We start from the raw sequence: 20,960 nt of genomic DNA, 5'->3' as shown, positions 1-20,960 counted from the left end.
AGGCTTATCGGTCAGTGGCCCATCCCGAGGCCGCCGTCGACCGGGATCACGGCACCGGAGATATACGCCGCCTCATCACTGGCCAGCCAGCGCGTGACCTTGGCGACCTCGGCAGCGGTGCCGTAGCGGGCCAGCGGGATGCTCTTGCGGTACTCCGCCTGCTGCTCCGGCGAGAGCTCGGCGGTCATGTCGGTCTCGATGAAGCCGGGGGCGACGACGTTGGCGGTGATGTTGCGGGCGCCGAGCTCGCGGGTCAGCGAGCGGGCGAAGCCCACGAGGGCGGCCTTCGACGAGGAGTAGTTGATCTGGCCGGGCGACCCGTAGAGGCCGACCACGCTGGAGATGAGGACGACGCGGCCGAAGCGCTGCTTGAGCATCCCCTTCGACGCGCGCTTGACCACGCGGAACGCCCCCGTGAGGTTCGTGTCGACGACGGAGGTGAAGTCCTCCTCCGTCATGCGCAGCAGCAGGGTGTCGCGGGTGATGCCCGCGTTCGCCACCAGGATCTCGACCGGGCCCAGCTCGGCCTCGACCTGCGTGAACGCGGCGTCGATGGAGGCGGCGTCGGTCACGTCCGCGACGACGGTGAGGGAGCCCTCCGGACCGGAGCCCGAGCGCGCCGTCACGGCGACCCGGTGACCGGCGGCCACGAACTCCTGGGCGATGGCGAAGCCGATCCCCCGGTTGCCCCCGGTGACGAGGACGGTGCGCGGCGTGGTCATGGTGTCCCTCCTGCCGGCGCTCGTGCGGCGCCGGGCGACCCGTACATCCTAGAGGCGCGTCGCGCAACAGATTCCGGGATGAGGCCCTCCCGGCCTGCACCCACCTGCCGCGACGTAGGCTTGCAGGGCTGTGAAACCACGCGAGACACTCACCTCCCTACCGCCGTCGCCGAGCGCCGAGCGGCGCTCCCGTGCGATCAAGTACTCGATCGCCATGGGCATCAGGATGCTCTGCGTCATCTGCCTCCTCTTCGCCCACGGATGGTGGCTGCTGTTCTTCGCGATCGGCGCCGTGGTCCTGCCCTACTTCGCCGTCGTGCTGGCCAACGTCGGCAGCGCGGGCGAGCGCGGCAACGTCGAGCGGCCGGGTGCGATCGTCCTCTCCCGACCGGTCCCGCCGGCTCCGGCTCCCGCCCCGGCCCCCGACTCCGAGGCGCCGACCGGCCCCGAGGGCGGCGACCCTCGGGGCGACCGACCGTGATCCCCCTCGGCCGGGTCCCCGACGCGCACGCCTGCTCCCGAGCGGGCTGCCCGAGGACGGCGACCTTCGCGATCGAGTGGCGGAACCCGAGGATCCACACGGAGGACCGCCGGAAGACCTGGCTGGCCTGCGGCGAGCACCGGGAGTTCCTGCGCGAGTTCCTCCTCGCCCGCGACTTCCCGCTCGAGGTGAAGCCGCTCTACACGGTCGACCGCGGAGCGGAACGGTGAGAGGCGACGCGCCCCGACCCTCCTGGCGCTTCGTCTTCTCCCGGCGCTGGTTCGGCTACCTCGCGCTCGCGATCGTCTTCGCCGTCGCCTGTGTGCTGCTCTCTCGCTGGCAGGTCGCGCGGCTCGACCAGGCCGCCTCGACCAACAGGCTGGTCACCGCGAACTGGACCGCCGACCCGGTCGCCCTCGACGGGCTGCTCCCCGCCGACTCCGCCTGGGACGACGCGCTCGAGTACCGCCCGGTCGAGGTCGCCGGCGTCTACGAGACGCAGGGGCAGACGCTCGTCCGCAACCGGCCCTACAACGGCAATCCCGGCTTCGAGATCCTGACGCCGCTGCGGCTCGACGACGGCAGCGTGTTCGTCGTCGACCGCGGCTGGGTGCCCGTCGGCTCGACCCAGGACTCCCCCGACACGATCCCCGCACCGCCCGAGGGGGAGGTGACCGTCGTCGCCCGCTTGAAGCCCGCGGAGGGACGGATCGACGGACGCTCCGCGCCGGCCGGCCAGATCGCCACCATCCAGCTCGACGACCTGTCGACGCAGCTGGACGAGCCCCTGCGGACCTCGGCGTACGGCCTGCTGGTCGCCGAGGCGCCGGCGCCGATCGACGCTCCCCCGCTGGCCGCGATCAAGCCGGTCGCCGACGAGGGCCTGCACATCAGCTACGCGATCCAGTGGGTGCTGTTCGCCGTCATGGGCTTCGGCGGGCTCGGCTGGGCGATCCGCCACGAGTACCGCATCCGCAACGCCGACGACCCCGAGGTCGTGGCGGCCGAGGAGCGGCGCGAGGAGCGCCGCCGACGCCGCGGCCGCAGCGACTCCGAGGTCGAGGACGAGCTGCTCGACGCCCGCTAGGCGAGCGTGATCAGGTCGAGGTAGTCGGCCGCCCAGTGGTCCTCGGTGCCCTCCGGCATGATCAGGACCCGCTCGGGGTTCAGCGCCTCGACGGCCCCCTCGTCGTGGCTGACCAGGACGACCGCGCCCTCGTAGTGCGCGAGCGCGTCGAGGATCTCCTCGCGGCTCGCCGGGTCGAGGTTGTTGGTGGGCTCGTCGAGCAGGAGCACGTTCGCTCCCGAGACCACGATCATCGCCAGGGCGAGACGGGTCTTCTCCCCGCCGGAGAGGACCCCGGCCGGCTTGTGCGAGTCGTCCCCGGTGAACAGGAACGAACCCAGGACCCGGCGCGCCTCGGTCTCGGTGAGGTTCGGGCTCGACGACACCATGTTCTCGAGCACCGAGCGCTTGACGTCGATCGTCTCGTGCTCCTGCGCGTAGTAGCCGATCCGGAGGCCGTGCCCGGCCTCGATCACTCCGGTGTCGGGCTGGTCGACGCCGCCCAGGATGCGCAGGAGCGTCGTCTTGCCCGCTCCGTTGAGCCCCAGGATGACGACCTTGGAGCCGCGGTCGATCGCGAGGTCGACGGCGGTGAAGATCTCGAGCGAGCCGTAGCTCTTCGACAGGTTCTGAGCCTGCAGGGGGGTGCGTCCGCAGGCGGACGGAGTCGGGAACCGGAGCTTCGCGACGCGGTCGACCGCGCGGACCTCCTCGAGTCCGCTGAGCATGCGCTCGGCACGCGCGACCATCTGGTGCGCCGCCGCGGCCTTCGAGGCCTTCGCGCCGAACTTGGCGGCCTGCAGCTGGAGGGCGCCGGCCTTCTTCTCGACGTTGACCCGCTCCTTCTTGCGGCGCTCCTCGTCGGCGGCGCGCTGGCGCTGGTAGTTCTTCCAGTTCATGTTGTAGACGTCGATGACCTGGCGGTTGGCGTCGAGGTAGAAGACGCGATTCACGGTCTCGCCGACCAGCTCGATGTCGTGGCTGATCACGATGAAGCCGCCGCGGTAGTTCTTGAGGAACTCGCGGAGCCAGACGACGGAGTCGGCGTCGAGGTGGTTCGTCGGCTCGTCGAGGATCAGCGTGCTCGCGTCCGAGAAGAGGATCCTCGCGAGCTCGATGCGGCGCCGCTGGCCGCCGGAGAGCGTCTTGAGCGGCTGGTCGAGGATCCGGTCGGGGAGGTTGAGGTTGCTCGCGATCGACGCGGCCTCCGCCTCCGCCGCGTATCCGCCCAGGGAGAGGAAGCGGTCCGTGAGGTTGCCGTACTTCTTCATGCCGGCCTCGCTCACGGAGGTGTCGTTGCTCGACATCGCGATCGTCGCCTCCTGCATGCCGAGCACCAGCTGCCCCAGCCCGCGCGCGTCGAGGATGCGGGTGCGCGCCAGCTCCTCCGGGTCGCCCGAGCGCGGGTCCTGGGGGAGGTAGCCGATCTCGCCGCCGCGGTCGACCGTGCCCTTCGAGGCGATGAGGTCGCCCGCGAGGACCTTGGTCAGCGTCGTCTTCCCCGCCCCGTTGCGGCCGACGAGGCCGACCTTGTCGCCGTCGCCCACCCGGAAGGAGACGTTCTCCATCAGGAGTCGGGCGCCGACTCGGAGTTCGAGGTCGTGCACGCTGAGCACAGTGCTGTCCGTTCCCGCCAAGAAATGGCGTTCGGTTCGGGAGGAGTGGGGCATGAGGCCGCGATGCGGCAGCCCCCTAGTATATTTCCTGAGCCGCGGGGCGGATCCACGTCCGCTCACCGCGGACGCGCTCGCTCCTCGCTCTCGGGCGACCAGGACCCTCGGAGATCACCCATGTCCCCTTCCTCTTCCGCCCTCCCGCGCCCGGTCCTCGCCGACCGGCTCGTCACCCGCTCCGTCGCGACCGACGCCCTGCTGGTGCTCGCGGGTGCGGGTCTCACCGCGGCGATGGCGCAGCTGTTCATCCCGATGTGGCCGGTCCCCTTCACGGGCCAGACCTTCGCGGTCCTCCTGGTCGGCACGACGCTCGGCGCGCTCCGCGGCGCGCTCTCCATGCTCGTGTACGCGCTCGTGGGCGCTCTCGGCGCCCCGGTCTTCACCGAGGGCTCGCACGGCTGGGCTGTCCTCGCGGGTCCCACCGGCGGCTACATCGTGGGCTTCGTCCTCGCGTCGATCGTCACCGGATGGCTCGCCCAGCGGCAGTGGGACCGTCGCGTCCTCGGCACGCTGGTGACCTTCCTCGCCGGCACAGCCACCATCTACCTCGTCGGCCTGCCCTGGCTGGCCGCCGCCCTCGCCTCGCTGGGGCTGCCCGCCGACCTCGGCTCCGTCCTCTCCATGGGGCTCGTGCCCTTCCTCATCGGCGACGCGCTCAAGGCGCTGGTCGCCGCCGCGCTGCTCCCCACCACCTGGGCGATGCTCTCGCGCCGCTCGCGCTGAGCGGTCGCACGAACGCCGAAGGGCCGGGAGGACGAATCCTCCCGGCCCTTCGGCGTTCGCGTGCGTCTGCTAGATGGAGAAGCCGAGCGCGCGCATCATGTCGCGGCCGTCCTCGGTGATCCGGTCGGGACCCCACGGCGGCATCCAGACCCAGTTGATCCGGAAGGCCTCGACGATGCCGTCGAGCGACTCGGCGGTCTGCTCCTCGAGCACGTCGGTCAGCGGGCAGCCCGCCGAGGTGAGGGTCATGTGGATGACGAGGGCGTCGTTCTCGTCGTCCCAGCCCAGGTCGTAGATGAGTCCCAGGTCGACCACATTGACCCCGAGCTCGGGGTCCATGACGTCCTTGAGGGCCTCCTCGACCTGGTCGAAGAGCTTCGGCTCGAGAGTGGTGACCGCCATGATCAGACCGTCGCCGAGGTCAGGAAGCGGTCGTAGCCCTCGTCCTCGAGCCGGGTGGCGAGCTCCTTGCCGCCCTGCTCGGCGACGCGGCCGGCGACGAAGACGTGGACGAAGTCCGGCTGGATGTAGCGCAGGATCCGCGTGTAGTGCGTGATCAGCAGCACGCCGAGGCCGGTGCTCTGGTGGGCGCGGTTGACGCCCTCGGACACGATCTTGAGCGCGTCGACGTCGAGGCCGGAGTCGGTCTCGTCGAGGACGGCGAACTGCGGGGCGAGCAGCTCGAGCTGCAGGATCTCGTTGCGCTTCTTCTCGCCGCCCGAGAAGCCCTCGTTGACGTTGCGCGCCGCGAAGGACGAGTCCATGCGGAGGTTCGCCATCGCGGACTTGACGTCCTTCGTCCACGTGCGGATCGCGGGCGCCTCGCCGGCGATCGCGGTCTTCGCGGTGCGGAGGAAGTTGGTGTTGGTCACGCCGGGGATCTCGACCGGGTACTGCATGGCGAGGAAGAGGCCCGCGCGGGCGCGCTCGTCGACGGTCATGTCGAGGACCTCGACGCCGTCGAGGGTGATCGAGCCGCCGTCGACGTGGTACTTGGGGTGTCCCGCGATCGTGTACGCGAGGGTGGACTTGCCGGACCCGTTGGGGCCCATGATCGCGTGGATCTCACCCTGGTTGATGGTGAGATCGACACCGCGGAGGATCTGCTTGGTCCCCTGCTCGGTCTCGACACTGACGTGGAGATCGCTGATCTGGAGAACGGACATTCAGACTTCCTTCGTGACGGTCGGGTCGATGTAGACGTCGCCGTCGATGATCTCGACGACGAAGACGGGGACCGGCTCGTAGGCCGGGAGGTTCAGCGGGGTGCCGGTGCGGAGGGAGAACTGGGAGCCGTGCGCCCAGCACTCGAGGCTCTCGCCCTCGACGAAGCCCTCGGAGAGCGAGATCTCGCCGTGGGTGCAGGTGTCGCCGATCGCGTGGATCTCGCCGGCGGAGTCCTGCACGACCGCGATCGCGACTCCGTCGACCTCGACCCGCATGGCCTGGTTGGGGATCAGCTCGGAGACCGAGCAGATCATCGCGGCGTTGCTCATGCGGTGACCGCCGATCCGCGGGAGGAGCCGGTCTGGCCGGCGCTGCCGGCGAGCTCCGCCTCGATCGCGAGCTGCAGGCGGTCCTCGAGCTCGGCGACCTTGATCTGCTGCACGATCTCGCTGAGGAATCCGCGCACGACCAGGCGTCGCGCCTCGTCCTCGCGGATCCCGCGGGACTGCAGGTAGAAGAGCTGCTCGTCGTCGAAGCGCCCGGTCGCCGACGCATGTCCCGCTCCGGCGATGTCGCCGGTCTCGATCTCGAGGTTCGGGATGGAGTCGGCGCGCGTGCCGTCCGAGAGGACGAGGTTGCGGTTCTGCTCGTAGCTGTCGGTTCCGGTGGCGCTGTTGCGGATCAGGACGTCGCCGATCCAGACGGTGCGCGCGCCCTCGCCCTGCAGCGCGCCCTTGTAGGTCACGCGGCTGCGGGTGTCGGGGGCGTCGTGGTCGACGTACACCTGCTGCTCGAGGTGCTGGCCGCCGTCGGCGAAGTAGAGGCCGAAGAGCTCGCCGTCCGCTCCGCGCTCGACGAGGTGCGCCGAGGGGTTCACCCGGACGATGGAGCCGCCGAGGGTGACCACGATGTGCTTCACCTTCGCGTCGCGTCCGACCCGCACGAAGTGGTTGGCGAGGTGCCGGGCGTCGTCCGCCCACTCCTGCACGGTGACGACGGTGAGCTGCGCGCCCTCGCCGACGAGGATCTCCACGTTCTCGGCGAGGGAGGCCTCTCCTTCGTTCTGCAGCACGACGACGGCGCGGGCGTAGGGCGCCGCCTCGATGATCGTGTGCGCGGCGCGGGGTGCGGAGCCGAGGCCCGAGCGGACGAGGGTGGCGACCTTCTCGTCCTCTCCCGTCACGCGGACGGCGAGGGCCTTCTCGAAGCTCGACCAGGCGTTCGCGGCGGCGCGGTCCTCGGGGAGGCCGGCCGTGCCGATCCGCTGGTCGTCGCGGCCGACCCACGAGACGTCGACGCCGTCCACCGCTGCGTGCTCGACGGGAGTGGGCGAGCCGTCGAGAGCGCCGTCGATGAGATCGCCCAGGCGGGCGACGGGCGTCAGCTTCCAGGCGATCTCGCGTCCGGTGACGGCCTCGAAGGCCTCGACGTCGGACGAGGCGAAGCGCTCGGAGCGCGTCTGCACGGGCGTGAACGCCCCGTCGGAGTGGGCGCTGATGCCCAGGCGCTCGGCGGCGGCCGCGCCGTCGATCTCGGGGGTCGCGGCGCTCGTGGGGACCGTCATCTGGCGGTGGTTCCTTTCGATGGGTGCGGGGCGCCCCGTCCGGGCGCCCCTTCGAGGGGGGAGGCGGGCGTCAACCGACGCTGCCCTCCATCCCCATCTCGATGAGCTTGTTCAGCTCGAGGGCGTACTCCATGGGCAGCTCGCGTGCGATCGGCTCGATGAAGCCGCGGACGATCATGGCCATGGCCTCGTCCTCCGGCAGGCCGCGCGACATCAGGTAGAAGAGCTGCTCCTCGCTGACCTTCGACACCGTCGCCTCGTGGCCGAGCTGCACGTCGTCGACGCGGATGTCGATCGCCGGGTAGGTGTCGGAGCGCGAGATGGTGTCGACCAGGAGGGCGTCGCAGCGCACGGTGTTCGCCGAGTGGTGCGCGTTCGCGTCCACCCGGACCTCTCCGCGGTATCCGGCACGACCGCCGCCGCGGGCGATCGACTTCGAGACGATCGACGACTGCGTGTACGGCGCCATGTGGACCATCTTCGCGCCGGCGTCCTGGTGCTGGCCGGGGCCCGCGAAGGCGACGGAGAGGGTCTCCCCCTTGGCGTGCTCGCCGACCAGGAAGATCGACGGGTACTTCATCGTGACCTTGGAGCCGATGTTGCCGTCGATCCACTCCATCGTCGCGCCCTCGTGCGCGATCGCGCGCTTGGTGACGAGGTTGTAGACGTTGTTCGACCAGTTCTGGATCGTCGTGTAGCGCACGCGGGCGTTCTTCTTCACGATGATCTCGACCACGGCCGAGTGCAGCGAGTCCGACTTGTAGATCGGCGCTGTGCAGCCCTCGATGTAGTGGACGTAGCTGTCCTCGTCCGCGATGATCAGGGTCCGCTCGAACTGGCCCATGTTCTCGGTGTTGATCCGGAAGTAGGCCTGCAGCGGGATGTCGACGTGCACGCCCTTGGGGACGTACACGAAGGAGCCGCCGGACCAGACCGCGGTGTTCAGCGCCGCGAACTTGTTGTCGCCCGCGGGGATGACCGTGCCGAAGTACTCCTCGAAGATCTCGGGGTGCTCGCGCAGAGCCGTGTCCGTGTCCATGAAGATGACGCCCTGCTCCTCCAGGTCCTCGCGGATCTGGTGGTAGACGACCTCGGACTCGTACTGGGCTGCGACGCCGCCGACGAGGCGCTGGCGCTCCGCCTCCGGGATGCCGAGCTTCTCGTACGTGTTCTTGATGTCGTCCGGGAGGTCGTCCCAGGTCTGCGCCTGCTTCTCGGTGGAGCGGACGAAGTACTTGATGTTGTCGAAGTCGATGTCCGACAGATCGGCACCCCATGTCGGCATGGGCTTGCGCTCGAAAAGCCTCAGGGCCTTCATGCGACGGTCGCGCATCCAGGCGGGCTCGTTCTTGAGCGCGGAGATGTCGGAGACGACCTCGGGCGAGATGCCGCGGCGTGCGGAGGCTCCGGCGGAGTCCGAGTCGGACCAGCCGAACTCGTAGACGCCCAGGCTCTCGAGCTCGGGGCGGTCGATCAGGATGTCTGACATGTGTACCTCGTTTCCTACCCACTGCTAACCGGTCGGGTCCCGGAGTCATTCCCCCGGGGGTGGCCCGCGGGTGCTCTCCGGCCGGTCGCGCGATCGATCTGATGCGCGGAGCGGATGATGTGCGTCCCTGGATTCCGGAGGTGTGCGTCGGCGCTCCATCGGGCCGTGTGCGGATCACGTGCGCAGGGTGCGTCGAACCGTGACCAGCTTCTCATTCTACCGGCGTCCGCCGTTCAGCGGAACCTCCGCACCTGGGTGTCGGCCGGGCACCGGCGGCCGGACTCCAGACGCGCATGACCATACCGGTGTCGGTGGTCCGTGATTCGGTTCCGTCATGACGAACGACGCCTCGACCCCGATTCCCGCCCGACTCGTGACCGCACTGATGGGCGCCGGCCTGCCGGCCGGACCCGCTCGGGCGTTCGGCCCTCTCGCCCGCGCCGTCGCGGCCGACCTCCCGCTTCGGGCGCTCCCCCGCGTGCTCCGGCGCCTCCGGCGGCACCTGCTCTCCGCCGAGCCGGAGCCCGCGGTCAGGCGGTGGGCTGGAGCTCCTGAGCGGCGTCCCGGCGCTGGGCGCGCACGGTGAAGAGCCGCGGGTTCACGTCGAGCAGCACGCGGACCGCGCCGACCCAGATGAGCGCCGAACCGAGGAGGTGCACCGCGACGAGCGTCTCGGGCAGCGCGGTGAGGGACTGCGCGACCCCGACCAGGGCCTGCAGCAGGACGACCACGAGGAAGGCGATCACGCGCCGCCGGGCGAGCTCCGCGCCCGCCGCCCGCGACAGGCGCAGGAGCAGCGCGGCTCCCGCGACGAGCACCGCCGTTCCGAGCACGCCGTGCAGGACGGTCACGCTCTCCCAGTGGAACTGCATCCGCGGCACCTCCGCGGAGTCGCCGGCGTGCGGCCCCGTGCCCGTGACGAGGGTCCCCACGAGGATCACGAGGAGGGTCAGGCCGACGAGCCCGATGCTGAGGGCCCGCGTCGTGCGGTCGGGCTCGAAGGCCACGGACTGCGAGCGGTGGGCGCGGTGCCACGTCAGTGCGGTGGTGGTGAGCAGGGCGATGGCCAGGACGAAGTGCCCCGCCACGATGTACGGGTTGAGGCCGGAGTGCACGGTCGCTCCGCCCGCGAGGGCGTTCGCGACGACGAGCCAGAACTGCGACCACGCGAGCCTGGTCATGGTGCGGTCGCGCGGCTTCTGCAGGCGCGCGGCCGTGATCGCCCAGCCCACAGCGACCACGAGGACGCCGGTGAACGCGCGGTTCGTGAACTCGATGAAGCCGTGGATGCCGAGCTCGGGGGTCGAGGTGAGCGAGCCCGGCTCGCACGCCGGCCAGGTGGGGCAGCCGAGGCCCGAGCCGGTCAGCCGGACGACGCCCCCGAAGAAGATGATCAGGATGCTCGCGACCAGCGCCGCGGTTGTCCCCCAGCGCAGTGCGCGCGGACCCAGGGTCACCCGCTCGGCGAGGAAGGAGAACGGGGTCACCATCAGAAGGGCAGCAGCGGGTCGATGCCGACGGCGAGGAAGAGCAGGGTGAGGTACCCGATGGACCCGTGGAACACGCGCATCGGCGAGACGTGCTCGTGACGGATCGCGAGGCTGTAGAGGCGGTGCGTCTCGGCGATGAACCAGATCCCGCTGCCGAGGGCGACCACCGTGTAGAGCACGCCCATGCCGGCGACGGGGATCAGCAGGAGCGAGCAGGCGACGGTGGCCCAGGCGTAGAGGATGACCTGGAGCCCGACGATCGTGCGCCCGCGCACGACGGCCAGCATCGGCACGCCGGCGGCCTGGTAGTCGTCGCGGTACTTCATCGACAGCGGCCAGTAGTGCGGCGGCGTCCAGAGGAAGATGACGGAGAAGAGGATGACGGGGGCCCAGTCGAGCGAGTCCGTGACCGCCGCCCAGCCGATCAGCACCGGCATGCAGCCCGCGATGCCGCCCCACACGATGTTCTGCGGCGTCCGGCGCTTGAGGAAGAGCGTGTAGAACACGACGTAGATCAGGATCGCGGCGAGCGAGAGGCCTGCGGAGAGCCAGTTGGCCGTCAGGCCGAGCCAGACGATCGACAGGACGCCGATCGTGGTCGCGAAGACGAGTGCGGACCGGTCCGAGATCTCACCGGTCACGAGCGGCCGGTTCTTCGTCCGGTTCATGATCCGGTCGATGTCGCGGTCGAAGTAGCAGTTGAACGCGCCCGCGGACCCGGCGCTCAGGGCGCCGCCGATCAGGACGTTGAGGACCAGCAGCAGGTTCGGGATCCCGCCCTGCGCCAGGATCATCGTCGGAGCGGTCACCACGAGGAGCAGCTCGATCACGCGCGGCTTCGTCAGAGCGACGAAGGCCTTCACCTTGCGCGAGAGGGTCGTCGTCGACGCCCCGTCCCGCTCGACGGCGGTGGTCTCCACGACTGCGTCCATTGCTCCTCTAACGATTCGATGATCCCGAACGAGTGTAATGCGCCCGTCCGGGAGCCGGGCCCGGCGTGCACGCTTGTCCAATCGGACGCAGACATATGCGACCGCACAACCCCCGGTCCGCGGCGCACCCCCCTCCGTATACTCGGGACTGCTCGCCAGAGCGCCCGGCACGCACCCGAGCCCGCCCGACGATCGTCGGCACGGGGCCGAGAGGGTCGTCGCCGGAGCATCGTGTCGAAGTCGTCATGCGGCGTGCTCCACCATGCGAGAGGGCGGACGGTCCCCGTCTGCCCCACGTCTCGAGAAGGGTCAGTACCAAGTGTCAGAACTGCAATGGGAATCCATTGACGAGAAGGCAGTCGACACGGCGAGGGTTCTCGCCGCGGACGCGGTCGAGAAGGTCGGCAACGGCCATCCCGGAACCGCCATGAGCCTCGCGCCCGCCGCCTACCTCCTGTTCCAGAAGGTCATGCGCCGCGATCCGTCCGACGCGACCTGGATCGGCCGCGACCGGTTCATCCTGTCGGTCGGCCACTCCTCGCTGACGCAGTACGTCCAGTTCTACCTGGGCGGCTACGGACTCGAGCTCGACGACCTCAAGGCGCTGCGCACCTGGGGCTCGAAGACCCCGGGCCACCCGGAGTACGGCCACACCGACGGCGTCGAGATCACCACCGGACCGCTCGGCCAGGGCCTCGCCTCCGCCGTGGGCTTCGCCTACGCCTCGCGCTTCGAGCGCGACCTGTTCGACCCGGAGGCCGCCGCGGGCACCTCCCCGTTCGACCACTTCGTCTACGTCATCGCCGGCGACGGCGACCTGCAGGAGGGCGTCACCAGCGAGGCCTCCTCGCTGGCCGGCCACCAGAAGCTCGGCAACCTGGTCGTCATCTACGACTCCAACCAGATCTCGATCGAGGACGACACGAACATCGCCTTCACCGAGGACGTCAAGGCGCGCTACGAGGCCTACGACTGGCAGGTCCAGGTCGTCGACTGGAAGAAGACCGGCGAGTACCACGAGGACGTCGCCGAGCTGCACGCCGCGATCGAGGCCGCGAAGGGCGAGACCGACAAGCCGTCGCTCATCATCCTGCGCACCATCATCGGCTGGCCGTCGCCGAAGAAGCAGAACACCGGCAAGATCCACGGCTCCGCCCTGGGCGCCGACGAGCTCCGCGGACTCAAGGAGGTGCTCGGCTTCGACCCCGAGAAGACCTTCGACGTCGCCGACGAGGTCATCGAGCACACCCGCAAGGCCGTCGAGCGCGGTCAGGCCCAGCACGCCGAGTGGGACGAGCAGCTCGCCGCCTGGGCGTCCGCGAACCCCGAGAAGAAGGAGCTGCTCGACCGGGTCCTCTCGGGCGAGCTGCCCGAGGGCGTCCAGGAGGCGCTCCCCGTCTTCGAGCCCGGCAAGGAGGTCTCGACCCGCGCCGCGTCCGGCAAGGTCATCAACGCCCTCGCCGGCGTGATCCCCGAGCTGTGGGGCGGCTCCGCCGACCTCGCCGAGTCGAACAACACGACGATCGAGGGAGCCGGCTCCTTCGTCCCGACCGAGTTCTCGACCCACGAGTGGACCGGGAAGAAGGGCGGCCGCGTGCTGCACTTCGGCATCCGCGAGCACGCCATGGGCGCGATCCTCAACGGGATCGTCCTGCACGGCAACACCCGCCCCTTCGGCGGCACCTTCCTGATCTTCTCCGACTACATGCGCCCGGCGGTCCGTCTCGCCGCGCTCATGAAGGCGCCGGCCATCTACGTCTGGACCCACGACTCCGTGGCGCTCGGCGAGGACGGCCCGACGCACCAGCCGGTCGAGCAGCTGTCGACCCTCCGCGCGATCCCGGGCCTGGACGTCGTCCGCCCCGGCGACGCGAACGAGGTCGCCTACGCCTGGAAGACCATCCTCGAGCGCCGCGAGGGCCCCGCCGGCCTCGCGCTCACCCGTCAGAACATCCCGGTGTTCGAGCGCGGCGAGGGCGACGCCGAGGGCGAGACCTTCGCCTCCGCCGCGAACGTCGCCCGCGGGGCGTACATCCTGGCCGAAGCGCCGGGCGGCACTCCGGACGTGATCTTCATCGCGACCGGCTCCGAGGTCCAGATCGCCGTCGAGGCGCGCGAGGCCCTGAAGAGCGAGGGCGTCAACGCCCGCGTCGTCTCGGCTCCGTCTCTCGAGTGGTTCGAGGAGCAGGACGCCGAGTACCGCGAGAAGGTCCTGCCCTCCTCGGTGAAGGCCCGCGTCTCGATCGAGGCCGGCCTGAGCCTGGGCTGGCAGAAGTACGTCGGCGACGCCGGCCGCTCGGTCTCGATCGAGCACTTCGGCGCCTCGGCCGACTACAAGACCCTGTTCCGCGAGTTCGGGATCACCACCGAGGCGGCACTGTCCGCCGCCAAGGAGTCGCTCGCAGCCTCCTGACCCGAAGGCCGCGTCCACCACGGACGCGGCCTTCGCCGTCGGAGCAGCGGCTCCCCCCTCACACCACGCACCACCTACGCAGAAGAAGAAGAGACATGACCGAGAACACCCCCACCGCAGAGCTCTCCGCCGCCGGCGTCAGCATCTGGCTCGACGACCTCTCCCGCTCGCGCATCTCCACCGGAGGACTGCAGAAGCTCATCGAGGAGAAGAACGTCGTCGGAGTCACCACGAACCCCACGATCTTCGCCGCGGCCCTGACCAACGGCGAGTCCTACGACGCCCAGGTGCGCGAGCTCGCCGCCGCCGGCACCTCGGTGACCGACGCCGTCTTCGAGATCACCACCGACGACGTCGCCGCGGCGTCCGACATCTTCCGCCCGATCTACGACGCGACCAACGGCTACGACGGCCGCGTGTCGATCGAGGTCGAGCCCGGCCTGGCGCACGACGCCCAGGGCACCATCGAGCAGGCCAAGGCCCTCTGGGCCAAGGTCGACCGCCCCAACGCGATGATCAAGATCCCCGCGACCGTCGAGGGCCTCGAGGCCATCACCGAGGTCATCGGCTCCGGCATCTCGGTGAACGTCACCCTGATCTTCTCGCTCGCCCGCTACCGCGCCGTCATCAACGCGTACCTGGCCGGCCTCGAGAAGGCCAAGGACGCCGGCATCGACCTGTCGACCATCCACTCCGTCGCCTCGTTCTTCGTCTCGCGCGTCGACACCGAGATCGACAAGCGCCTCGAGGCCGTCGGCACCGACGAGGCCCGCGCCCTCAAGAGCAAGTCCGGCGTCGCCAACGCGCAGCTGGCCTACGAGGTCTTCGTCGAGGCGTTCGCCACCGAGCGCGCGCTGCTGCTGCAGGAGTCCGGCGCCAACCGCCAGCGCCCCCTCTGGGCCTCGACCGGCGTCAAGTCGACCGACCTCCCCGACACCCTCTACGTGACCGAGCTCGTCGCGGCCGGCGTGGTCAACACGATGCCCGAGAAGACCCTCGAGGCGACCTTCGACCACGGCGTCATCACCGGCGACACCGTCACCGGCTCGTACGCCGACGCGAACGCCGTCCTCGACGCCGTCGCGGCGCAGGGCGTCTCGTACGCCGACGTCACCGAGCTGCTCGAGAAGGAGGGCGTCGAGAAGTTCATCGTCTCCTGGAACGAGCTGCTCGACACCGTCACCGCGGCGCTCGAGGGCGCGAAGGCGCAGGCCTGATCATGGCCATCCAGATCCACGTCAGCGGAGACGCCGAGAAGGCCGTCGACCGCGTGGTGCCCGAGCTCGTCGCCGACGAGGTCGCGTCCGGGATCACCGCTCAGGTCCCCACCCTGTGGGGCGCCGCGGCGGAGGAGGAGGCGGCCAAGCGCCTCGGCTGGACCGAGTCGACCACCGTCTCCCGTCCCCTGATCCCCCAGATCCTCGCTCTGCGCGAGGAGTTCCAGGCCAAGGGTGTCGACCACATCGTCCTCGGCGGCATGGGCGGCTCCTCGCTCGCGCCCGAGGTCATCACCCGCACCGCCGGCGTCGAGCTCACCGTGCTCGACTCGACGGCGCCCGGGCAGGTGCTCGCGGCCCTGAACGACCGGCTCGCCTCGACCGCGGTCGTCATCTCCTCGAAGTCCGGCTCGACCGTCGAGACCGCGAGCCAGAAGAAGGCCTACGAGAAGGCGTTCACGGAGGCGGGGATCGACCCGCTCGACCGCATCGTCATCGTGACCGACCCGGGCTCACCGCTGGACACCTCCTCCCGCGAGGCCGGCTACCGCGTGTTCAACGCCGACCCGAACATCGGCGGGCGCTTCTCGGCGCTCTCCGCGTTCGGCCTCGTGCCGTCCGGGCTCGCCGGCGCCGACATCGAGGCCCTCCTCGACGAGGCGGCCGAGGCCTCCCTCGGGCTCGCCGTGGACTCCCCCGAGAACCCGGGCCTGATCCTCGGAGCGGCGATCGCCGCGACCAGCCCGCGCCGCGACAAGCTCGCGATCGTCGCCGACGGGACCGACATCGTCGGCTTCGCCGACTGGGCGGAGCAGCTCATCGCCGAGTCCACCGGCAAGGACGGCACAGGCATCCTCCCCGTCGTCCTGGGCACGCTGGCCCCCGAGCTCTCGGAGGACCTGCCCGACGTGCAGGTCGTCCGCCTGGTCGAGGACGCCACGGCGCTGCACCTGTTCCCGCGCGACCGCCACGAGGGCGAGATCCTCCTGTCCGGCTCGCTCGGCGCGCAGATGCTGACGTGGGAGTACGCCGTCGCCGTCGCGGGTCGCCTCCTGGGCATCGACCCGTTCGACCAGCCCGACGTCGAGTCGGCGAAGGTCGCGACCCGGGCCCTGCTCGAGAAGCGCCCCGAGCCCGAGGCCCCTGCGTTCACCGACGCCGGCATCGAGGTCACCGGCACCAGCAGCGTCACCGAGGGCGTCTCGACCGTCGCCGCCGCTGTCGACCGTCTCCTCGCCCAGCTGGGCGACGGCGGCTACGTCTCGATCCAGGCGTACGTCGACCGCCTCGCGCTCCCGCAGCTCGAGGGCGTGCGCGACCTCCTCGCCGCGCAGGCCCAGCGCCCCGTCACCTTCGGGTGGGGCCCGCGCTTCCTGCACTCGACCGGGCAGTACCACAAGGGCGGGGCGCCGACCGGCGTGTTCCTCCAGATCACCGAGCGCTCCGACGTGGACCTCGAGATCCCGGACAGCCCGTTCACCTTCGGCCAGCTCATCCTGGCCCAGGCCGCCGGCGACGCGAGCGTGCTCGCCGAGCACGGCCGGCCGGTGCTGACCCTCACGCTGACCGACCCCGAGGCCGACCTCGAGGCGCTCTTCGAGGCTCTCAACACCTGATCCGACGGGCACGCCGCCGCCGCGCTCTCCAGCGCGCGGCGGCGTGCCCTCGGTCGTCCCGCGACCTCTTCCCGGGGCAGCAGCCGGGCGCGCCCGCTCCTCCCCCTCCCTCACCGATAGCAGTGCGCCGGTCCCACCGGCACACAGAAGGACACTGCACATGTCTGTGGACATCACCCCCGAGTTCAACCCGCTGAGGTTGAGCTTCGACCGCCGGCTGAACAGGATCGCCGGGCCCAGCGGGCTCGTCATCTTCGGCGTGACCGGCGATCTCTCCCGCAAGAAGCTCATGCCCGCGGTGTACGACCTGGCCAACCGCGGCCTCCTGCCTCCCGGCTTCGCCCTCGTCGGGTTCGCCCGCCGCGACTGGGACGACCAGGACTTCGAGCAGGTCGTCCACGACTCCGTCAAGAAGCACGCCCGCACCGAGTTCCACGAGGAGGTCTGGGCGCAGCTCGCGCAGGGCATCCGGTTCGTGCAGGGCGAGTTCGACGACCCCGAGGCGTTCGCCCGCCTGAAGACGACGGTCGACGACCTCGACCGCGAGCGCGGCACGAACGGCAACTTCGCCTTCTACCTGTCGATCCCCCCGAAGTCCTTCCCGCAGGTCACCGAGCAGCTGCGAAGCTCGGGCCTCGCTGAGCAGAAGGACGGCCAGTGGCGCCGGGTCGTCATCGAGAAGCCGTTCGGCAGCGACCTGAAGACGGCCCGCGAGCTCAACGACGTCGTCGAGTCGGTCTTCCCGCCCGACTCCGTCTTCCGGATCGACCACTACCTCGGCAAGGAGACGGTCCAGAACATCCTGGCCCTGCGCTTCGCCAACATGATGTACGAGCCCCTCTGGAACTCGAACTACGTCGACCACGTGCAGATCACCATGGCCGAGGACATCGGCGTGGGCGGTCGCGCGGGCTACTACGACGGCATCGGAGCGGCGCGCGACGTCATCCAGAACCACCTGCTGCAGCTGCTCGCCCTGACCGCCATGGAGGAGCCGATCTCGTTCGACGCGGCCGACCTCCGTGCGGAGAAGGAGAAGGTCCTCGCGGCCGTCCGCCTCCCCGCCGACCTCTCCACCGCCACCGCCCGCGGACAGTACGCCGGCGGCTGGCAGGGCGGCGAGAAGGTGCTCGGCTTCCTCGAGGAGGACGGCATGAGCCCCACCTCGACCACCGAGACCTACGCCGCCATGCGCCTGGACATCGGCACGCGCCGCTGGGCCGGCGTGCCGTTCTACCTGCGGGCAGGCAAGCGCCTCGGCCGCCGCGTCACCGAGATCGCGGTCGTGTTCAAGCGGGCGCCGCAGCAGCTCTTCGCCGAGAGCCAGACCACGTCGCTCGGCCAGAACGCGCTCGTCATCCGGGTCCAGCCCGACGAGGGCGTCACCATGCGCTTCGGCTCGAAGGTGCCTGGCGCCGGCATGCAGGTGCGCGACGTGACGATGGACTTCGGCTACGGCCACGCGTTCACCGAGGCGAGCCCCGAGGCCTACGAGCGCCTCATCCTCGACGTCCTCCTGGGCGAGCCGCCGCTCTTCCCGCGGCACGAGGAGGTCGAGCTGTCCTGGAAGATCCTCGACCCGATCGAGGAGTTCTGGGCCACGCAGGGCCAGCCCGAGCAGTACCGCCCCGGAACCTGGGGCCCCGATTCCGCCGACGAGCTCCTCGCCCGCGACGGCCGCACCTGGAGGCGTCCATGATCGTCGATCTGCCCGACACCACGACGAGCGAGGTCTCGAAGACCCTCGTCAAGATCCGCGAGGAGGGCGGCGCCGTCGCCCTCGGCCGCGTCCTCACCCTCATCATCGCGACCTCCCGAGGTCACGAGGAGGAGGCCATCGAAGCCGCGAACGACGCGTCCCGCGAGCACCCGATGCGCGTCATCGTGGTCTCGAAGGACGACGGCACCACCACTGTCCCGGTCGACGCGACGGCCCGCGTCGACGCGCAGATCCGGGTCGGAGGCGACGCCGGCGCGAGCGAGGTCGTCGTGCTCCGCCCCTTCGGTGACGCTGCCGAGGACGAGGAGAGCCTGGTCACGGGCCTGCTCCTCCCCGACGCCCCCGTCGTGGCCTGGTGGCCGAACAGCGCTCCGGACAACGCCTCGGCGTCCCCGATCGGCCGGATCGCCACCCGGCGGATCACCGACGCGTCGGCTCAGTCGAACCCGGCGGAGGCGCTGCACCACCTCGCCTCCACCTACGCGCCCGGGGACACCGACTTCGCCTGGACCCGTCTCACCCTCTGGCGCGCGCAGCTCGCCGCCGTGCTCGATCAGCCGCCCTACGAGCCGATCACGGCCGTCGAGGTCTCGGGCGCGCCCGACTCCCCCTCGACGATCCTGCTCGCGGCCTGGCTGCAGCTCGAGCTCGACATCCCCGTCGACCACGAGCTCACGATCAGCGCCACCGGGTCCAGCGGGATCCACGGCGTGCGGCTCATCCGCGACTCCGGAGTGATCGAGCTCGAGCGCTCGGTGCCCAACGTCGCGACGCTCACGCAGCCCGATCAGCCGGTCCACGACATCTCGCTCCCGCGCCGCAGCCTCCGGGACTGCCTGGCGGAGGAGCTGCGCCGGCTCGACCCGGATGACCTGTACGGTGAAGTGATCTCGCGCGGGGTCGACATGCTCACCGAGAAGGCCGAGGTCCGCAGCGCCTCCTGAGGTGGGGGCGCCCGTCCAGGTGCCCCCACCTCAGAGCTTCCCGACACGGAGCCGAACCCCGCCGATCGGCACCCGAACCCGAAGGAGTCCCCTGAGATGACCACCGAACGCCGCGTGCTGGTCCACCGCGACAAGCAGACCCTCGCCGGCTCGGTCGCCGCCCGGTTCCTCACCAAGACGATCGACGTCCTCGACGACCTGGGGTCGGCGAACGTCGTGCTCACCGGGGGGACGATGGGAGCCGCCACGCTCAAGGAGATCGGCTCCTCCTCCGCGGCCGGCAACGTCGACTGGTCGCGCGTGCACTTCTGGTGGGGCGACGAGCGCTGGGTGCCCCGCGGCCACGAGGACCGCAACGACGTCCAGGCGGGGGACCTCTTCAGCGTCCTCGACGTGCCGGCGGCGAACGTGCACTCCTACCCGGCCTCGGACGAGGGGCTGGACCTCGACGGCGCCGCTGCCGCCTACGACGCGGAGCTGCGAGAGCACGCCTCCGAGGGGCGCGAGTACCCGCGGTTCGACATCACCTTCCTCGGCGTCGGACCGGACGGGCACATCGCGTCGCTGTTCCCCGAGCGCTCCGCGATCCGCGCCACGACGCCCGGCGTCCTGGCGGTCCGCAACTCGCCGAAGCCGCCGCCGGAGCGTCTCACGCTCACACTGCCGCTGATCAACCAGTCGGATCGCATCTGGATGGTGCTCGCCGGCGCGGACAAGGCCTCGGCCCTGGGCCTCGCGCTCGCGGGTGCCAGTACGAACGAGGTGCCCGCGTCGGGCGCGTTCGGCCGCAAGCGCACGGTGTTCTTCGTCGACCAGGAGGCTGCGGCCGAGGTCCCCGAGTCGCTCATCGCTCCGAGCTACTGAGCCTCCGGAGACGACGGAAGGCCCGTCCCCCCAGGGGGCGGGCCTTCCGTCGTTCGTCGTCCGGTGGTGAGGATCAGGACGGGGTCGCGGTCCCCCGTCGGGCGCGCAGCTGCTGCAGCGCCTCCTCGAGGAGCTGGGCCGCCTCGGCCTCGGTGCGGCGCTCCTTCACGTAGGCGAGGTGCGTCTTGTAGGGCTCGGTCTTCGCGACCTGGGGCGGGTTCGCCCGGTCGCGGCCCGCGGGGAGACCGGACTGCGGGGAGTCGATCACCTCGGGGATCTCGTCCTCGGGGAGGGCCGCCGAGAAGTGGCGCACCGTCTCGTTGCCGAGAGCGTCCCAGTAGGAGACCGCGACGCGCTCCGCGTGGAAGCCCCGGTCCTGCTCGCCCATGGGTCCTGCGCCGACGCGCGAACCGCGGATTGCACTGCCGCCTGATGCCATTGCGAGTACCCCTATGCTCCGGTGGTGAACTTGGTGATGAGTCCGAGCACCACGATGCAGGCCAGCCAGACGAGGCCCAGGATCACGGTGATGCGGTTCAGGTTGCGCTCGGCGACGCCCGACGCCCCGAGGTTGGAGGTGACTCCTCCCCCGAACATGTCGGACAGACCGCCGCCGCGCCCCTTGTGGAGCAGGATCAGCATGGTGAGCAGGAGGCTCGTGATGCCCAGGATGACCTGGAGCACGACCTGGAGGATGTCCACGCGGTACCTTTCGAAGTTCTGGCGCGTTGCGCGCCCCGTCGAGTATAACGGCGCCTGCGAATCCGCGAGGAATGCGTCGTCCCGTGTTCGGCCCGATGTATACGGGGGGCGGAGCGGATGGCCTCGTCGCGGTGCCCGGCCGGGCCTGGCGAGCGCCCCGCAGGGGCGCTGGAGGGC

The 20,960-nt window shown here is 70.5% G+C and carries 21 protein-coding genes; 10 read left to right on the top strand and 11 right to left on the bottom strand.

The features are described from left to right. Positions 1-11: 11 nt before the first annotated feature. Positions 12-722 (bottom strand): beta-ketoacyl-ACP reductase, encoded by a 711-nt coding sequence (locus C5C24_RS08095; RefSeq protein ID WP_104275609.1) that lies wholly within the window; start codon positions 720-722, stop codon positions 12-14. A gap of 130 nt (positions 723-852) precedes the next feature. Between C5C24_RS08095 and C5C24_RS08090 the strand changes: the two genes are divergently transcribed. Genes C5C24_RS08090 through C5C24_RS08080 form a run of 3 tightly spaced genes read left to right on the top strand, consistent with a single transcriptional unit; the run spans position 853 to position 2,290 of the window. Further along, complete coding sequence (locus tag C5C24_RS08090) at positions 853-1,203, top strand: DUF3099 domain-containing protein (protein WP_104275608.1); 351 nt, start codon at positions 853-855, stop codon at positions 1,201-1,203. Then, positions 1,200-1,433, top strand: coding sequence for a hypothetical protein (locus C5C24_RS08085; RefSeq protein ID WP_104275607.1), 234 nt, complete (start codon positions 1,200-1,202; stop codon positions 1,431-1,433). The genes C5C24_RS08090 and C5C24_RS08085 overlap by 4 nt, the downstream gene beginning before the upstream one ends. Beyond that, positions 1,430-2,290, top strand: a complete 861-nt coding sequence (locus C5C24_RS08080; protein WP_104304716.1) for an SURF1 family protein — start codon at positions 1,430-1,432, stop codon at positions 2,288-2,290. The genes C5C24_RS08085 and C5C24_RS08080 overlap by 4 nt, the downstream gene beginning before the upstream one ends. Here the strand turns inward: C5C24_RS08080 and C5C24_RS08075 are convergent. Further along, a complete protein-coding gene (locus tag C5C24_RS08075) occupies positions 2,287-3,885 on the bottom strand; it encodes an ABC-F family ATP-binding cassette domain-containing protein (RefSeq protein WP_104304715.1) in 1,599 nt (532 codons plus the stop codon). The two genes, C5C24_RS08080 and C5C24_RS08075, sit on opposite strands and share 4 nt — an antisense overlap. Positions 3,886-4,059: 174 nt before the next feature. Between C5C24_RS08075 and C5C24_RS08070 the strand changes: the two genes are divergently transcribed. Next, positions 4,060-4,665, top strand: coding sequence for a biotin transporter BioY (locus C5C24_RS08070; protein WP_104304714.1), 606 nt, complete (start codon positions 4,060-4,062; stop codon positions 4,663-4,665). 69 nt (positions 4,666-4,734) lie between these two features. Here C5C24_RS08070 and C5C24_RS08065 read toward each other — a convergent pair whose 3' ends face one another. The 7 genes from C5C24_RS08065 to C5C24_RS08035 form a co-directional block, all read right to left on the bottom strand. Beyond that, positions 4,735-5,067: a metal-sulfur cluster assembly factor gene (locus C5C24_RS08065; protein ID WP_104221939.1), complete on the bottom strand. Its 333-nt coding sequence runs from the start codon at positions 5,065-5,067 to the stop codon at positions 4,735-4,737. A gap of 2 nt (positions 5,068-5,069) precedes the next feature. Further along, complete coding sequence (sufC, locus tag C5C24_RS08060; RefSeq protein WP_104275603.1) at positions 5,070-5,831, bottom strand: Fe-S cluster assembly ATPase SufC; 762 nt, start codon at positions 5,829-5,831, stop codon at positions 5,070-5,072. Then, the gene (locus C5C24_RS08055; RefSeq protein WP_181109971.1) at positions 5,832-6,161 is read right to left on the bottom strand and encodes a non-heme iron oxygenase ferredoxin subunit; all 330 of its coding nucleotides are present in this window, start codon (positions 6,159-6,161) and stop codon (positions 5,832-5,834) included. After that, positions 6,158-7,396: a Fe-S cluster assembly protein SufD gene (sufD, locus tag C5C24_RS08050; protein WP_104280623.1), complete on the bottom strand. Its 1,239-nt coding sequence runs from the start codon at positions 7,394-7,396 to the stop codon at positions 6,158-6,160. The genes C5C24_RS08055 and sufD overlap by 4 nt, the downstream gene beginning before the upstream one ends. Positions 7,397-7,466: 70 nt before the next feature. Next, a complete protein-coding gene (gene sufB, locus C5C24_RS08045; RefSeq protein ID WP_104304713.1) occupies positions 7,467-8,885 on the bottom strand; it encodes a Fe-S cluster assembly protein SufB in 1,419 nt (472 codons plus the stop codon). A gap of 530 nt (positions 8,886-9,415) precedes the next feature. Then, complete coding sequence (locus C5C24_RS08040) at positions 9,416-10,375, bottom strand: heme A synthase (RefSeq protein WP_104275601.1); 960 nt, start codon at positions 10,373-10,375, stop codon at positions 9,416-9,418. Further along, positions 10,375-11,307 (bottom strand): heme o synthase, encoded by a 933-nt coding sequence (locus tag C5C24_RS08035; RefSeq protein ID WP_104275600.1) that lies wholly within the window; start codon positions 11,305-11,307, stop codon positions 10,375-10,377. Before C5C24_RS08035 ends, C5C24_RS08040 begins: the two co-directional genes overlap by 1 nt. Positions 11,308-11,626: 319 nt before the next feature. On the opposite strand from C5C24_RS08035, the gene tkt reads away from it, so the two are divergent. The 6 genes from tkt to pgl all read left to right on the top strand — a co-directional run bounded on the left by tkt (position 11,627) and on the right by pgl (position 20,081). Next, on the top strand, positions 11,627-13,720 hold the full coding sequence (gene tkt / locus C5C24_RS08030; RefSeq protein WP_104275599.1) for a transketolase: 2,094 nt from the start codon (positions 11,627-11,629) through the stop codon (positions 13,718-13,720). 95 nt (positions 13,721-13,815) lie between these two features. Beyond that, positions 13,816-14,937 carry a transaldolase gene (gene tal, locus C5C24_RS08025; RefSeq protein WP_104304712.1) on the top strand — a complete coding sequence of 374 codons (1,122 nt, stop codon included), beginning with the start codon at positions 13,816-13,818 and terminating at the stop codon, positions 14,935-14,937. A 2-nt stretch (positions 14,938-14,939) separates the two neighbouring features. Then, entirely contained in the window at positions 14,940-16,553 is a 1,614-nt protein-coding gene (locus tag C5C24_RS08020; RefSeq protein WP_104280624.1) for a glucose-6-phosphate isomerase, read from the top strand. A 160-nt stretch (positions 16,554-16,713) separates the two neighbouring features. Then, a complete protein-coding gene (gene zwf, locus C5C24_RS08015) occupies positions 16,714-18,252 on the top strand; it encodes a glucose-6-phosphate dehydrogenase (RefSeq protein ID WP_104221920.1) in 1,539 nt (512 codons plus the stop codon). Next, positions 18,249-19,217, top strand: coding sequence for a glucose-6-phosphate dehydrogenase assembly protein OpcA (locus C5C24_RS08010; RefSeq protein WP_104280625.1), 969 nt, complete (start codon positions 18,249-18,251; stop codon positions 19,215-19,217). The genes zwf and C5C24_RS08010 overlap by 4 nt, the downstream gene beginning before the upstream one ends. Before the next feature lie 96 nt (positions 19,218-19,313). Then, on the top strand, positions 19,314-20,081 hold the full coding sequence (gene pgl / locus C5C24_RS08005; RefSeq protein WP_104275594.1) for a 6-phosphogluconolactonase: 768 nt from the start codon (positions 19,314-19,316) through the stop codon (positions 20,079-20,081). A gap of 73 nt (positions 20,082-20,154) precedes the next feature. Here pgl and C5C24_RS08000 read toward each other — a convergent pair whose 3' ends face one another. Continuing rightward, positions 20,155-20,520 carry an RNA polymerase-binding protein RbpA gene (locus tag C5C24_RS08000; RefSeq protein ID WP_055791968.1) on the bottom strand — a complete coding sequence of 122 codons (366 nt, stop codon included), beginning with the start codon at positions 20,518-20,520 and terminating at the stop codon, positions 20,155-20,157. Positions 20,521-20,531: 11 nt separating this feature from the next. Beyond that, positions 20,532-20,783 (bottom strand): preprotein translocase subunit SecG, encoded by a 252-nt coding sequence (gene secG / locus C5C24_RS07995; RefSeq protein WP_068207965.1) that lies wholly within the window; start codon positions 20,781-20,783, stop codon positions 20,532-20,534. Positions 20,784-20,960: the final 177 nt, after the last annotated feature.

Source organism: Rathayibacter sp. AY2B3 (genome assembly GCF_002931755.1).
Lineage (GTDB): Bacteria > Actinomycetota > Actinomycetes > Actinomycetales > Microbacteriaceae > Rathayibacter.
Note: the sequence above shows the minus strand (reverse complement) of the source record. Positions and strands in the feature narration are given on the sequence as shown.